A 15,164-nucleotide genomic window follows, 5' to 3' on the forward strand; every position below is an offset into this window, starting at 1 on the left:
TATTTCAGTCATCCGCGTCTGTTAGCGGTCTGCACCACCGTCGCCGTCGGCATCATCGCTGTCCGGCACATCGTCTGCCTCGATCGGCTTGGACACGGTTTTGGTCGGCGGCAGGCCTGTGTCCTGCGCGGCGGGGCCTTCGATCTTGAACGGCTGGGTGGTGCCGTCCTTGTTCTCGCCCAGCCAGATGGTCTGCTGCGGGAAGGGGATCTCGATCCCGCGCTCGTCAAAGACCGTCTTGAGGTAGCCGTTGTACATACGCCCGATGCCCCATTGCTTGCCGGGATCGGTCTTGATCCGCACGCGTAGCACCACGGCGCTGTCACCAAGGGATTGCACGCCGAACCATTCCAGCTCTCCCATGATGCTATTGGCGATCTCTGGCTCGTTCTCCATCATGCGGTCGAAGGCGTCGAACATGGCCTGCTTGGCCTCTTCGACATTCTCGCGGTAGGCGATGCCCATGTCACAGACCGTGTAGGAGAAGCCGCGCATATAGTTGCTGACCACATCAACGGTAGAGAAGGGGATCATGTGGAATGCGCCTTGCACATCGCGCAGCGAGACAGAGCGCACCGACAGCTTTTCGACGGTACCAGTGGTGCCGCCTACGGTGATCACATCGCCCACGTTGATGACGTTCTCGAACTGGATGAACACACCGGTGATGATGTCTTGCACCATCTTCTGCGCGCCGAAACCAATCGCCAGACCCAAGACGCCGGCAGAGGCGAGCAGTGGCCCGATATCCAGCCCGATCTCGCTCAGCACGAACATCAGCGTGAGGATGATCAGCGTAATGGTCGCCGCATTGCGCAGCAAGGTCAGCAGGGTGGTTTCCCGCGAGGTTGGCACAGCGCCGTATTCAGGGTTCAGCTTGTAGTCGACAAAGGATGTCAGCGCGAGCCAGATGCCGAAGGCCACCGTCAGGATCAACCCGACAGAGATCAGCGCCTTGGTCACCGCCAGCCCGACCTGCCCCTCAAGCCAGCTGCGCATGTCGATCGTGCCGATCACGTCCAACGTAAAGAACAGCACGCAGACCAGCAGGAACAGCCGCAAGGCGCTGAAGGCGCGGGGGACAAAGGTGTTGATGCGACGTTCCAGCAACGGCAGCTTGGCGTTCACGTCCTCGGGCAGTGAAATGCCGCGGTGCACGGCCTGTGCCAACCAGCCGGACAGCAGGGCGGCGATGATGATCGCGGCAAGGATTTTGCCCGACCCGACAATCGCGTTCAGCGTAACCTCGGCGGGCTGGGTCATGACCACGATGAACATCACCGCGATATAGGCCAGCGCGAACCAGTGCCAGATGCCTGCCAACCCGTGCAGCGTGCGCGCGATAAAGCCGCGGCGCGCCTCTGCGATGGTGGCGGGGTCGACGCCCTCGGCGGCTTGCGCCTCGCTGGGGTCGGCCTCGCTTTGCAGCCAGCGGGTGACAGCCTTGCGACGGCGCAGCACGATGTAGACAAAATACAGCAGTACGAGAACCGACAGAAGGGCCGACACGCCAGCGCCCGCGGCCGTGTTGACGCTTTGGTTGACGATTGGCACGACCAGCAGTTGTCCGTAGCCCAGAACACTGACCACGATGCTCAGATAGCGCGTCAGCGCCGCGGCGGCCTTGTCACCGACGGGCACCAGACGCAGACCCGACGCAACCGGCGAGAGAAACGACCGGATGACGACTTTGGTCATTTCGACCAGCAGGAAGGCGTTCAGATACATCGACTGGCGGATGCCGATCTGCCCGACTTCGCCAACGGCGAGGATGGTGATCAGATAACCAGCGGCCCAAGCCACGACCACGATAAAGGCGTCCAGCAGGTTCGACCCCAGAAACAGCCCGATAGAGCGGAAGAGGCCCACATGCTCGGCCGTGCGCCCCATGCGCGCATACAGCCCTCGCGCAAGGTAGCGCAGCACCACAAAGAGCGCGACGGTGATCGCAATGACCGCAAGCAGACCGGGGATCGCTTCCAGCAATACGGTCAGTTCCGCACCGCTGAGGCCAGAGAACACCCTGCCGCCGCGTTCGAACCCGTTCCAGAAAGAGGTGAGCGTGCTGACTGTGTCTTGTCCGATCTGCTGGGTGATCAGGGCGATTTGCCGCCCGACCGATACGTCTTCGGCATCCGCGGCTTCGGTGATCGTTTCAATCGCGGGGTTTTCATCACCCGAGGGGTCGCCCGAGGCATCCAGCGACTTTTCAAGGTCCGCGATCAGCGCGGCGCGCGCGTCGTCGTCTTTGAGCACCTCAAGCAGGGTATCCAGCGGTGCCTTCGCCTCTGCCTCGGGTGTCGTTTCGGTTGTTTCCGTGTCGGAAGACCCGCCACCGGTGAACAGCGATTGCGCCTGCGCCGCGAAAGGGGCGAGCGTCAGGAAGAGTGCCACCACAAGCCCCGTCAGTACGTAGAGCCACCCTTGGGTTGGCATCGCGATCTTTCCGGTTTTTGACATGGGGGCCTCTTTCAACACACTAATTTACACTACGAGATAGGGGAACATTCCCTATTTCCACTGTTTTTCGCTTATGGGCGGTCTTGGACGTAAAGAAAACCCGATGGCAGGGCAAGTCTGCGCATCGGGCGGTCTTTCGGTCATGGCGAGAACGGGCTTGTTTACGCTGTGGAACTGCCGGTGATCACCTCGGCGCGCGGGGCCTCGGCTTTGGTCGGGGCGGGTTGCTTTGGCTGCGGCTGTTTGCGTGCGGCTTCGGCCAGCAGGGCGGCGGCATAGCACACAGCGATGGCGGCCAGCGGCAGGGTCCACGGCAGGGCGGTGACCGTAGGTTCGATATCCATCATGATCTGTCCGGCCAGTGCAAGGATCGTCCCTAGCCCAAAGACCAGCAGGCCGTGGCTGCCCATCAGACGCAAGGGGGCCGCATAGCGGTGCGCGCAGATGCGGGTCACCACGGGGAGGCACGAAAGCACATAGACCAGCGCGAGGATATGCACCAAGCGCGGCAGCGCGAGCATCGACTTGTTGTGCGTCGTGATGTTGCTGGGAAGGCCAAGCCCGCCAAGCTGCGCCATCTTGTGATTCATGAACGATCCCAGACCGGGCACGTAGCGCCAGGCAAAGATGAACAGCAGCAGACCGAGCGCCAACTTGAACAGGATCGGAGAGTTTCGGACCAGCCGTTCGTCCTTGCGATGACGCACGCCAATGGCAAGGCCGATGACAAAGATGAACTGCCAGGTGAGCGGGTTGAAGAACCAGCCGCCGCCACCGGGGTGGTTCGGGATGGTCAGTCGGGTGGCTCCTGCATAAAGCCAGAACCCCCCCGCAACGGCCAAGGTCGTGCGTGGCGCGTAAAGCACAGCGGCGATCAGCGCAGGGCCTGCCAGCAGCAAGACGGTATAGGACGGCAGAATGTTCACATAGCCGATCTGATATCCCAGCGTGACCAGCCCCGCCATCGCGGCACCGGTCTGGTCATACAAGAGGGCAAGGTTGTGCATCACACGAAACTCCGAGCGCACAAACGTATCTGCCGCCCAGGCATAAAGACCGATGGCCGCGACCGTCAGCACGATATGCACGATATAAAGCTGCCACGCCCGCCGCCACAGCGGGGCCATCGCATCCCAAAGACGCAGCTCGCCCGACATCCAGCGGCCAATGGCGGGGGAATAGGCTATGCCCGCCGCGATGCCCGACATGATAAAGAACGCCTCTGCCGCGTCGGAGAACCCGATATTGCGGATGGTCAGATGCTCCCACGGGTTGCCGGGCATGTGGTCGATGATGATCATGATCAGCGCCAGCCCGCGAAACGCATCGATCCGCGGATCACGCGCGCGGCGCGGCAGGTCGACCCCGCGCCGGATGGGAATAAGTTGGGCGTCAGGCCGGTTGGACGATTGTGTCATGCGACGATCCTTCTGGGGCGGCACCCGATCTCAGGTTGTCGCGATATGCTGCAATGACGGCGGGCGTGGCCCGTTCTTGCGGCGTGGTAAAGACTTGGCCGGTGCTCTCGTGCGAGGTCACGGCGATCAACAGCGGCGCGATGGACATTGGCAGCGTCACCGGCAAGAGCCAGAAGATCAGGTTCGGCACCCAAAGATAGACGGCAACAGTCACCGCGACCCCGAACAGCGATACCCAACGGCTGGCACGCCAGCTTTCGGCGAGGGTAAGCCGCCCTTCGCCGCGTGCAGTCGCGGGCCAGCCGCCATCCTTGCCCGCAAAGACCTCGGCGACGGCGCGGCTTTGATACATCAGCATGACGGGCGCAGTCAGCGCGGTCAGCAGGATTTCAGAGAGGACAGAGCCAAGCGCGCGCAGCGCCCCGCCAAACCCCTTGGCGCGGCCCGTTGCAGCCGCTTCGCCAAAGATCGCGAGCTTGGGCAGCAACAGCAGCCCACCGATCCCAAAGGCAAGCGCCACGATCTGGAAGGTCTTGTCGTCGGGGAAGACGGGGAAAAGCTGATAGGCGTTGGGGAAATAATCAGGGCTGGCATTGGTCGCAGCGGCCAGCAGCGACACGATCAGGAAGGCCCCCCAGGCGACCGATACCAGATAGGCCATGATCCCCTGGACAAAGACGAACCGGCTCCACCCGTGCAGGCCGGGGGCACCGACCAGACGCATGTGTTGCAGATTGCCTTGACACCAGCGGCGATCACGGCGCGCAAAGGCGAGCAGATTGTCGGGGCCTTCCTCGAAGGAACCGGCGATGCGGGGGTCCATCTCTACGCGCCAGCCGCCGCGTACCAGCAGAGCGGCTTCGACATAGTCATGGCTCAGGATGGTGCCGCCGAAAGGGGCGGGGCCGCTAAGTTCTGGCAGGCCGCAGCATTGCGACAGGGCGCGCACGCGGGCGATGGCATTATGCCCCCAGAAGGGGCCCGCGCGCCCCTGCATACGGGCCAGACCGCGTGCAAAAACGGGCGAATGAAAGCTGGCCGAGAATTGCATCGCACGGCCAAACAGCGACCCCGCGCCAAAGATCTTGGGCAGGGTTTGCAGTAGGCCAAGGCTCGGGGCTGCCTCCATCCGTGCGACAAGATGGCGGATCGTGTCGCCCTCCATCAGGCTGTCGGCGTCAAGGATCACGACGTATTCATAGGCCCCGCCGGATTTGCGGATGAAATCCTCGACGTTGCCCGCCTTGCGGCCATATCGGTCAGTACGGTTGCGGTAGTAGACCGGGTTCGCAGGGCTTTCATCGCCCAAGAGCGGGGCCAGCGCCGCGCGCTCTGCGATCAGGGCGTCGGGGTCAAAGGTGTCGGACAGAATGGCGAATTCAACGGGCACGTTCGCGGCCTGCATGGATTGGCGCATTGCCATAATGCGCGCGCAAACCTCGGTTGGATTTTCGTTGCAGATCGGCACAAGGATCGCCGTCGGGGGGAAATCCGCGTTGCTCAGGTCCAAATCCGGAAGGGGATCGAAAGAAGGCACGCCCAAAAACGCTTGCCCCGCCCCCCAGGCCAACCAAGCCGTCGTAAGCGCGATAAGCGCCACGGCGAAGCCGTCCCAGATATCAAATCCGGTATTAAGCCCCGCTTGCGCCAGCGTCGCGGCTGCCGCTGTTGCGCATAGCAGGGCAAAGCAAATGGCACCAACGCGGCTGACCCGCGTGGCACCATCGCGTAAATAAGAGGGCATGTCAGGCATTACGCATGAAGATGCGGCTCACCACCTCGAACAGGGAGGGGCGGGCATCATGCTCTAGCACCTGCCGCGGCATATCCAGCGGGGCAGGGCGAGGCGCATAACGGTCAAAGTCGGTCATTTGTTCGTTGGTCACAGTTGATGTCACAGACGTATTCATTCTTTCAGCCATTGGTATACCCAAGTCTCGGTCAAGCTACGGTCGCCCGCGACCAGATTGGCGCGCAGTTCAACCGTTGCATCAGTTTCGGCGACGACCTCTAGAACCAGTCGCCACATGTGATCGTGGCCGTCGATCTGCTGCAGTACTTGTCCTGCAACTGTGCCGCCAGCGATGTTTACATTGGCTTCAACAACGTTCTCGGCGTTTGGTTCCCCTAAAGTTGCACCTTCGAAGTCGATGACAAACTTTCGGCGATCATTGCGCGGTTTTACGCCCGCGATGCCCCCATTTCCGGCAAGAGTGCGCGATACTTGGGCAAGTGTCGAAGACGCGCCGGGCGGGTTCATCCCCCAGTTCAGACGGTAGGAAATGCTTTTGCTATCCCCCGCCGCGAACCCGTTCTTGTAGGTCCAGAAGGCGACGATATTGTCGTTCCCCTCCAGATCCGACGGGATCTCGATCAAGCGGACCATGCCTTCGCCCCAGTCCCCTTTTGGTTCGACCATCAGCGTCGGGCGCAGCTCGTAGTGGGCTTCGGCGTCCAGATAGTCGTCAAAGGCACGGTGGCGCTGCACGAGGCCAAAGGATTTCGGCGATTGCGCGCCAAAGTATGAATTGGCGAGCTTGGGCGGGTTGTTCAGCACGCGGAACAGCGTGTCTTGGCCGGTGTTGACCACCAGCGCCTCGCTGTCGTGGACGCGGGCACGGTAATCGTCAAAGCCACCCTGATCGTTCAGGCCGAACAGATACATCGATGTTAGCGGCGCGACGCCCAGTTGCTGCACGTCCTGGCGGAAGAACAGTTCGGTGGTCACATCCATCGTGGTGGTGGCACCGGGGGTCACAGTGAACTTGTAGGCCCCCACGACCGACTGGCTTTCCAGCAGGGCGTAAAAGGTCATCTTCGTCTCGCCGGGTGCGGGACGCTGCAGCCAGAAGGCGCTGAAGCGGGGGAATTCCTCGGGTTCGGAGGTGGCAGTGTTCACCGCCAGCCCGCGCGCGCTCAGGCCATAGCGGTTGCCCGCCCCCAAGGCACGGAAGTAGCTCGCCCCGAGGAAAGACACGATCTCGTCGAACTGCTGCGGATCGTTCAGCGGCGCATTCATGCGGAAGCCCGCGACGCCGGGCAGTTCGGTACCGGTCGGGATCTTTTCAAGCGCTTTGGACTGGTAGATGAAGTCATCCGAGGTAAAGCCAAGCGGCTGCGCCTTGTTATTGACGATCTCGTAAAGCGACACGGTGCCGTCAAACAGCCAGCCGGGGTGATAGGCATGTACCACCGCCTGCGCCGCGGGGCCTTTCCAGATCGCGCTGTCCTCGCGGAAGCGGATGTTGCGGTAATCGTCATAGTCCAGCGTGGTAAAAGGCTCGCCCAGTTGCGTCGGCGCGGTGTACTCTTCACCCGCAAGGCTGCGTGCCCGTTCGATCAGAATATCAAAGGAAAAAGGCTCCGCCGTATCACTGGCCTGCGCCCAGGCAGCAGTGTCTTGCAAACCGGTTGCAGCGGCGAAAGCCAAAGCGGCCCCCCCTGCGCGCAATACTGACCGGCGAGACATCGGGCGGGAGCGAGACAAATGATGCATCAAAAATGATTCCTGTTCGTTGCTGCATTGCAGAATTCATATAATTACGCGGGAAGTTCAATAACATGAAGCATGATGCGCAAAATTTTGCTGCACAGTGCGGGGTTTACGCGAAAATCGCGAAATCAGCGCGGCATCATCCGGCAATATTTGCAAAGACATAGCGCCCCGGAGTGCAGGTTTTGTCTAGCCTCTTTGAATTACAGCGGAAAATTGCCGGAAATTACTTTCAATCGCCCTAGAATAAGATTGGTTGGCATCACAGGCCCGCAATGCCACCCTAAAGGGAATCTGTGTGTGTATCAGTAAACAAGAATACAAAAACGAGGACAAAATGGACAATAAAGACCTTCCATCGCTCCCGCTGGCGCTGCTGCCCGTCGTTCTGACGCTTGGCCTTCTGGCGCTGCAACTTTTCTACTATGGCGACTTCACGCCGCATATTCCCCTCATCCTCGGATTGGCCATCACGTCCCTGCTGGGTGTGTTTCGTGGTCAGACGTGGATGGACATCCGCGAAGGCGTATTCCACGTGATCCACGTGTCGATGCCGTCATTGGCGGTGTTGATCGTGGTCGGCATGATCGTCGGCGTCTGGATCGCGTCGGGCACGGTGCCTACGCTGATCTATTACGGGCTGACCTTGCTGACCCCGTCGATCTTTCTGGCAGCCGCGATGATCCTCTGTGCTGTGGTTTCCCTGTCGTTGGGGACCAGCTGGGGCACAGTCGGCACCATTGGTCTGGCGCTGATGGGGATCGGTGCGGGTTTCGGTATCCCGGCCTATTGGACCGCCGGTGCGGTCGTGTCGGGCGCGTTCTTTGGTGATAAAGTATCGCCGCTGTCGGACACCACGAACCTCGCGCCCGCGGTTACGGGCACGAATGTATTCGACCACATCAAGAACATGCTGCCCACGACCGTGCCTGCGATGATCATCGCGCTGGTGATCTATGTGGTCGTCGGCTTCATGCTGATCGAAGAGGGTGCAGGCGACGTCAGCAGCATCAATCAGATCACAACCGGTCTGGAGGAACGCTTTAGCCTCGGGATCATCCCGTTGACGCCTGCCTTGATCGTGATTGTGCTGGCGCTGATGAAAAAGCCGCCGCTGCCGTCGCTGTTTGCCGGTGTGCTGGCCGGTGGACTGGTGGCGATCTTCTGGCAGGGCGCGGGGCTGCATGACGTGTTCGCCTTTGCGCAGTCGGGCTATTCCATCGACACGGGCATCGCCGACATCGACAGCCTGCTGAACGCGGGCGGCATCCAGTCGATGATGTGGACCATTTCGCTGATGTTGATTGCCTTGGGCTTTGGCGGCGCGCTAGAGCGCACCGGCTGTCTGGAGGCGATCATTCTGGCGATCGTCAGCCGCGTGAAAAGCTTTGGCGCGGTACAAAGCTCGGCCATCGGGACGGCCTTTGCGACCAATATGGTTGCGGGTGATCCTTATATCTCTATCGCGCTGCCGGGCCGTATGTACGCGCCCTTGTACCGCGGGATGGGCTATTCGACCCTGAACCTCAGCCGCGCGGTGGAAGAGGGCGGCACGCTGATGAGCCCGCTGATCCCGTGGAACGCCGGTGGTGCCTTTGTGATCTCGGCCTTGGGGCTGGGGGTCATGGACGGTAATCTGACCAACCTGCTGTATATCCCGCTGGCATTTGCCTGCTGGACGGCACCGCTGATCGGTGTGTTCTATGCGGTGACCGGTCTGTTCTCGCCCAAAGCGACGGACGAAGATCGCGCCGAATGGGACAAATCCGGCGAAGACATCATGGACCTTGGCGACCATGAACTGGCCTACGCGCAACCGGCCGCGACCTGATCGCGCCTGAACCGACACAGATGAAAGCCGCAGCGCCAATGTGCGCTGCGGCTTTTTCATGCCCTCAGGCCTGCGCCTTCAGCCTGTCGCGAAGCGTGTTCTTGACGATCTTCCCATTGGCGTTGCGCGGCAGGGGATCGGGTTCGAACGTCGCGAAATCGGGGGCTTTGTAGTCCGCCATCTTTGTCCGTGCGAAAGCCTTGATCGCATCAAGATCCAGCGCGGTATCCGTGGTGTGGATGAACACGTGCATTTTCTCCCCCAGCACCGGATCAGGGCAGCCGATGGCGGCACATTCGATCACGGAGGGGTGGGCGGTCAGGGCGTTTTCGACCTCGGCGCTGTAGATGTTATAGCCGCCGCGAATGATCATATCCTTGCGGCGGTCGTGCAGACAGATGAACCCTTCGGCATCGCGTGACCCCATGTCGCCGCTTTTCCAGTAGCCATCGTGAAACTCGGAGGCAGTGCGGTCTGGGTTGTCCCAATAGCCGGGCACGGTCATCGCGCCCTTGATCCAAAGCTCCCCATGGGTGCCGTCGGGCACGTCGTTGCCCTGAGGATCGACAATGCGGATGTCGGCGCAAGGCACGGCGATGCCGATGCTATCCGCGCGTTTGGTGCCGAACCCCATCGGCAGGATCGTCACGGCAGAGGTAAGCTCCGTCGCGCCATAGGCGTTCATCAGGCAGAGGTTCGGCAGCTTTTCCGACAGTTCGGTGATGGTGGATTGCGGCATCGGCGCGCCGCCGTAGCCCCCGATCCGCCAGTGTTGCAGGTCGTAATCATCAACGTTGCAGCGCAGCAGGAACAGGTTGTACATTGCTGGCACCATCAGCGTCTGCGTGACCTTTTCGTCGGCGGTCAGCGACAGGAATTCATGGGCACCGAAGACCTCCATCATCACGGTGCAGCCTGCGGTTTGCAGCATAGTAAAGACGGTGGCGACCAGCCCGGTCACATGGCTTGCGGGTACGCACAGCAGCGACCGTTCACCGGCCCCCAGCTCCATACAAAGCTCGAAATGCATCGCGGAATGGACGATGTTCAGATGGGTCAGCGTCGCCCCTTTGGGCTGGCCTGTGGTGCCGGAGGTATAGAGGATCACCGCGATGTCATCCTCGTGCAGCGGCACGGCGTCGGTCAGCGGGGTCTGCGCGGGCAGCGTATCAAAAGCGTCGGCCCCCGCCACTGTGCCGCCAACGCAAAAGCGGTGGGTCAGCCCGGGCAGATCGGCGGGTGCGGGCAGGCGGTCGGCGACATCCATGCCATGCACGGCGATCTTGGCACCGCATTGACGCAGGATATACGCCAGCTCTGGCGTGCCTTCGCGGATGTTGATCGGCACGGCAATCGCGCCGAGCCGCAGACAGCCCATCATGGTCGCGATGAATTCCCAGCGGTTCGACAGCAGCAGCGCAACGCGGTCGCCCCTTTCGACCCCGCGGGCGCGCAGCCCTGCGGCGATGCGGCCCACGTGCTGGTCAAGCTCGGTATAGGTCAGTCTGGTCTCGCCGCTGACCACGGCCTCTTGATCGGGGGCGCGGGCAAGGGCCGCGGCGAGCATGGCGTTCAGGTCGGCGGGGCGATCCTTGAAGCATTTGATCTCGCGACCGTCAAAATGGGTTTCTGTTTGTATGCGATCCGTGATCGCCTGTGACCAATGTGGCATCTGCGCTCCTCCCGTAGCTTGGGGTAGTCATTGCGCAAACAATCAGGGGCTGCAACGGCCAAGCGCCGTGTTAGCGCCCGCATTATGCTCCACCTGTGGGGGGGCCGGTTCGCCCTGCGAAACAAGGCGAACCGGGGCGTTTATCCCAGCACGGTTTTTACCGCATCCGCGGTCGCGGCGACGACGGTATCGACCTCTGCGCGGGTGATGCAGAAGGGCGGGGCAAAGCCGGTGATGTCGCCTTGGGGCATGGCACGGGCGATCACGCCGCGTTCCAGCATCGCGGCAGAGATCGCGGCCCCCACCTTGGCATCAGGATCAAGCGGCGTGGCGTCTGCCTTGTCGGCCACATACTCAACCGCGCACAGCAGCCCTTCGCCACGGATGTCCCCCACATTCGGATGATCGCCAAGCGCCTCTTTCATCGAGGCATTCAGATATCCGCCCACCTCGGCCGCGTTGCTGACAAGGTTCAGGTCGTCGATGAGCTTGAGGTTCGCGACACCCGCCGCGGCACAGATCGGATGCGCCGAATAGGTCCAGCCGTGACCGATGGGGCCGTTCTCGTCCGTGCCCTGTTCCAGCACCTTCCACATCCGGTCCGATACGATCGACCCCGACAGCGGCGCATAGGCCGAGGTCAGACCCTTGGCGATGGTGATCAGATCGGGTTTCAGCCCATAGTGATCCGACCCGAACATCGTCCCCAGACGGCCAAAGCCGGTCACGACCTCATCCGCGATCAGCAGGATGTCGTGGCGGTTTAACACCTCTTGGATCGCGTCCCAATATCCGGCGGGCGGGGGCACGATGCCGCCGGTCCCCAATACGGGTTCCCCGATAAAGGCTGCGATGGTGTCCGGCCCTTCGGCTTGGATCAGCGCCTCAAGCGCGTTGGCGCATTGCGCGGTGAATTCGGCTTCGGACTGGGTGCGGTCCTTGCGACGGTAGTAATAGGGCGCGTCCGTGTGGATCACGGGGTTCATCGGCAGGTCGAATTTGTCGTGGAACAGCGACAGGCCGGTCAGCGATCCGGTCATCAGCCCCGACCCGTGGTAGCCGCGCCAGCGCGAGATGATTTTCTTTTTCTGCGGGCGACCAAGGATGTTGTTGTAGTACCAGACGAGCTTGATGTTCGTTTCGTTCGCGTCCGAGCCGGACAGACCGAAATAGACCTTGGACATATGCGCCGGTGCGCGGTCCATGATCATCTTTGCCAGCGTGATAGACGTCTCGGTGCCGTGGCCCACATAGGAATGGTAATAGGCCAGCTGATGCGCCTGTTCGGCAATGGCGTCGGCGACTTCGGTCCGGCCATAGCCTGCGTTCACGCAATAGAGCCCGGCAAAGGCGTCCAGCATCCGGTTGCCATCGCGGTCCTCGATATGGACGCCCGACGCCCCTGTGATCACCCGCGTCGCGGATTCACCCCGCGCATGCTGTGCTAAATGCGTAGAGGGATGGAAAAAGTTATCGCGGTCCCATGTGGCGAGTTGATCATCATTGCGAAGCATAGGTCAGGCTTTCTGTTTAGGAGAGTTTCAGTTGAGTTCGGTGGCCAGCACGGCAAGGCAATCGCCCGGCTGTGCCAGTCCGGGGTGATGGCGGGCGATCACGATGCCCCCCATCTGGGCGCGGATCTCACGCGGGGGCAGGCCCGTATGCTGGCTGTCCCAGAGACGCGCGATCAGCTCGCCTTCGGCCACTGTGTCGCCGAGGGTGACGTTGAAATCGACCAGCCCACCGTGGTTGGTGACGTGGAAACAACGGTCGTCGTCTTGCGACAGCATACGCGATGGCGCGGTGACGGGCTGGCCTTGCAGGATACCGGCGTGGATCAGCAGATTGCGCACGCCTTTGCGGGCGATCTGCGCGGTTTCAGGCGTGGCAGTGCCGCCGCCGCCCAATTCGGTGGTGATGAATGTCTTGCCCATCGTCTCTGCTGCGTCGTCATACATGCCAAGCGCGTCGATCTCGCGCATCTCGACACTGAAAGGCGCGTTGAACGCATCGCGCGCGGCGCGGCAGCGGGCCTGCTGGTCCGCATCCTCCAGCGTGTGACAGGCGGCGAAGGGCAGAAAATCCAGCGTCTTGCCGCCCGAATGGAAATCAAGCACGACATCCGCCATCGGCAGCAGCACCCGTTGAAAGTAATCCGCGATCTTCTGGGTAGGGGTGCCATCGGGGCGGCCGGGGAAGCTGCGGTTCATGTTCACCCCGTCCAACGGAGACACCCGCGTCCCCGCCATAAAGGCGGGGTGGTTCATGAAGGGGAGGATGATCGCGCGCCCCGTGACATCCTTGGCCTCCAAGGTCTGGGCAAGCTCGACCAAGGCCAGCGGCCCTTCGTATTCGTCGCCGTGGTTGCCCCCGGTCAGCAAGGCAGAGGGGCCGTCGCCGTTTTTCACTTGGGTCACCGGAATCTGGATCGCCCCCCAAGCGCTGTCATTGCGGCTATAGGGCAGGCGCAGATAGCCGTGCTGCACGCCGTCGCACTCGAAATCGATGGTGGCCGAGATAGGATTGTCCCGCATGGCGCTATTCCTTGATCACAAGCGCACGCGGGGTGGTGCACAGGCATTCGACACCGGTTTGCGTGATGACAATCGGCTCTGTGATCTCGATCCCGCCGTCGTCAAGCCAAAGGGCGGGCATAAAGTGGAAGGTCATGCCGGGTTCCAGCACGGTGGTATCCCCTGCGCGGAACGACATGGTGCGTTCGCCCCAGTCCGGAGGGTAGGACAGGCCGATCGCATAGCCGCAGCGGCTGTCTTTCTCGAACCCGCGATTGCGCAGGGTGGTGTTGAAGGCGCGGGCGATGTCTTCGCAGCGGTTGCCGGGTTTGGCCTGCTCCAGCCCGGCATCAATCGCTTCGAGCACGGCATTCTCTGCATGCAGATACTTCTGCGGAGGCTTGCCCAAGAACAAGGTACGCGACTGTGGACATTGATAGCGTCGGTGTGCGCCCGCGATTTCAAAGAATGTGCCTTCGTTGTTGCGCAGGGGAGCATCGTCCCATGTGATATGCGGCGCGGTTGCATCCAGACCCGAGGGCGTCATGGGCACGCAGGCGGGGTAGTCGCCCCAATGCCCTTCAGCCCCGCTGACGGAGGCGTGATAGATATCCGCGATCAGATCGTTCTTGCGCATCCCGACCTCGGCCTTTTCGCGGATCACCTCGTGCATCCGTTCCACGATCCGCGCGGCGCGGCGCATATATTCAAGCTCGGTCGGGGATTTCACCGCACGTTGCCAGTTCACCAGCGCCGTGGCGTTCTGGATATTGACGCCCGGCAGCCGCGTTTGCAGCGTCAGAAACGCCGAAGCGGTAAAGTAATAGTTGTCCAGCTCGAACCCGATGCGTGCATTCTCTAGACCGCGGTCCGCGATGAGACGGGCGAGATCCTCCATCGGGTGTTTGTCGGGGTTCTGGACGTAGGTGTCATCGTAGCCGACGATATTGTCATCATCCAGATAGGTGGTGCGCTGGGCACCGGCGCTGTCCATGGCGCGGCCCCACCAGACGGGCTGGCCTTCGTGGGTCAACAGCACGCCTTGATGCACGTAAAACGACCACCCGTCATAGCCCGCCAACCACGCCATATTGGACGGATCGGTGACAAACAGCGCGTCCAGCCCGCGGTTGGCCATTTCGGCGCGTGTTTTCGCCAGACGTGCTGCATATTCGTGCTGTGTAAAAGAATGGTCGATCATGTGGGGATTCCTGCCAGGGTATTGTGCGAGTTTAGCTTTTTCGCGCTGTGCATTTATGCGAATAATGCGGCTACGCGGGTAAAAGCTGCAAACTTTTGTAAGATATGGGGAATTTAGGATGATTGACGCGATAGACCGGAAAATCCTGCATCACGTGCAGCGCGACAATCTGCTTACCAGCGCGCGCCTTTCCGAACTGGTCGGGCTGTCGCAAACCTCGGTCCAGCGGCGCCTTGCGCGGTTGCGTGCGACCAAGGCGATCGAGGCCGATATCGCCGTCGTCTCGCCCGAGGCCGTGGGCCGTCCCCTGACCATGTTGATCGCGGTGGAACTGGCGCGGGAACGGTCCGATATCATCGACCGTTTCAAGCGAGCGGTGCGGGAGCGGGCAGAAGTGATGAGCGCCTACTACGTGACCGGAGAGACCGACTTTATGCTGATCGTCAGCGCCAAGGACATGCAGGATTACGAGGCGTTCACCCGCGATTTTTTCTACAACAACCCCGATATCAAAGGGTTCAAAACCACCGTGGTGATGGACCGGATCAAGGCGTCATTCACCTTGCCGGTCTGATC

At 61.4% G+C, this 15,164-nt stretch carries 11 protein-coding genes; 2 read left to right on the forward strand and 9 right to left on the reverse strand.

The genetic code is table 11. The features are described 5' to 3' along the window. Positions 1-21: 21 nt before the first annotated feature. The 5 genes from AADW22_RS05365 to AADW22_RS05385 all read right to left on the reverse strand — a co-directional run bounded on the left by AADW22_RS05365 (position 22) and on the right by AADW22_RS05385 (position 7,347). Entirely contained in the window at positions 22-2,460 is a 2,439-nt protein-coding gene (locus AADW22_RS05365; protein ID WP_407474398.1) for a mechanosensitive ion channel domain-containing protein, read from the reverse strand. Between the two features lie 161 nt (positions 2,461-2,621). Continuing rightward, positions 2,622-3,878 carry an OpgC family protein gene (locus tag AADW22_RS05370; RefSeq protein WP_407474399.1) on the reverse strand — a complete coding sequence of 419 codons (1,257 nt, stop codon included), beginning with the start codon at positions 3,876-3,878 and terminating at the stop codon, positions 2,622-2,624. After that, positions 3,853-5,631, reverse strand: a complete 1,779-nt coding sequence (gene mdoH / locus AADW22_RS05375; RefSeq protein ID WP_407474400.1) for a glucans biosynthesis glucosyltransferase MdoH — start codon at positions 5,629-5,631, stop codon at positions 3,853-3,855. The genes AADW22_RS05370 and mdoH overlap by 26 nt, the downstream gene beginning before the upstream one ends. Continuing rightward, the gene (locus tag AADW22_RS05380) at positions 5,624-5,788 is read right to left on the reverse strand and encodes a hypothetical protein (RefSeq protein WP_407474401.1); all 165 of its coding nucleotides are present in this window, start codon (positions 5,786-5,788) and stop codon (positions 5,624-5,626) included. Before AADW22_RS05380 ends, mdoH begins: the two co-directional genes overlap by 8 nt. Then, a complete protein-coding gene (locus tag AADW22_RS05385; protein ID WP_260004991.1) occupies positions 5,785-7,347 on the reverse strand; it encodes a glucan biosynthesis protein in 1,563 nt (520 codons plus the stop codon). Before AADW22_RS05385 ends, AADW22_RS05380 begins: the two co-directional genes overlap by 4 nt. Before the next feature lie 361 nt (positions 7,348-7,708). Here AADW22_RS05385 and nhaC point away from each other — a divergent pair, with 361 nt between their 5' ends. Continuing rightward, positions 7,709-9,202, forward strand: a complete 1,494-nt coding sequence (gene nhaC, locus AADW22_RS05390; RefSeq protein ID WP_037954620.1) for a Na+/H+ antiporter NhaC — start codon at positions 7,709-7,711, stop codon at positions 9,200-9,202. 64 nt (positions 9,203-9,266) lie between these two features. Here the strand turns inward: nhaC and AADW22_RS05395 are convergent, their stop codons facing one another. The 4 genes from AADW22_RS05395 to doeA form a co-directional block, all read right to left on the reverse strand. Next, positions 9,267-10,874: a class I adenylate-forming enzyme family protein gene (locus AADW22_RS05395; RefSeq protein WP_407474402.1), complete on the reverse strand. Its 1,608-nt coding sequence runs from the start codon at positions 10,872-10,874 to the stop codon at positions 9,267-9,269. A gap of 140 nt (positions 10,875-11,014) precedes the next feature. Further along, on the reverse strand, positions 11,015-12,388 hold the full coding sequence (locus AADW22_RS05400) for an aspartate aminotransferase family protein (RefSeq protein ID WP_168592818.1): 1,374 nt from the start codon (positions 12,386-12,388) through the stop codon (positions 11,015-11,017). Positions 12,389-12,415: 27 nt separating this feature from the next. Beyond that, entirely contained in the window at positions 12,416-13,408 is a 993-nt protein-coding gene (gene doeB / locus AADW22_RS05405) for a N(2)-acetyl-L-2,4-diaminobutanoate deacetylase DoeB (protein WP_407474403.1), read from the reverse strand. Positions 13,409-13,412: 4 nt separating this feature from the next. Continuing rightward, positions 13,413-14,588, reverse strand: coding sequence for an ectoine hydrolase DoeA (doeA, locus tag AADW22_RS05410; RefSeq protein WP_005852001.1), 1,176 nt, complete (start codon positions 14,586-14,588; stop codon positions 13,413-13,415). Positions 14,589-14,706: 118 nt separating this feature from the next. Between doeA and AADW22_RS05415 the strand changes: the two genes are divergently transcribed. Then, positions 14,707-15,162: an Lrp/AsnC family transcriptional regulator gene (locus tag AADW22_RS05415; protein WP_005852003.1), complete on the forward strand. Its 456-nt coding sequence runs from the start codon at positions 14,707-14,709 to the stop codon at positions 15,160-15,162. Positions 15,163-15,164 lie beyond the last annotated feature (2 nt).

Source organism: Sulfitobacter sp. PM12 (assembly GCF_045586035.1).
Taxonomy (GTDB): Bacteria; Pseudomonadota; Alphaproteobacteria; order Rhodobacterales; family Rhodobacteraceae; genus Sulfitobacter; species Sulfitobacter pontiacus.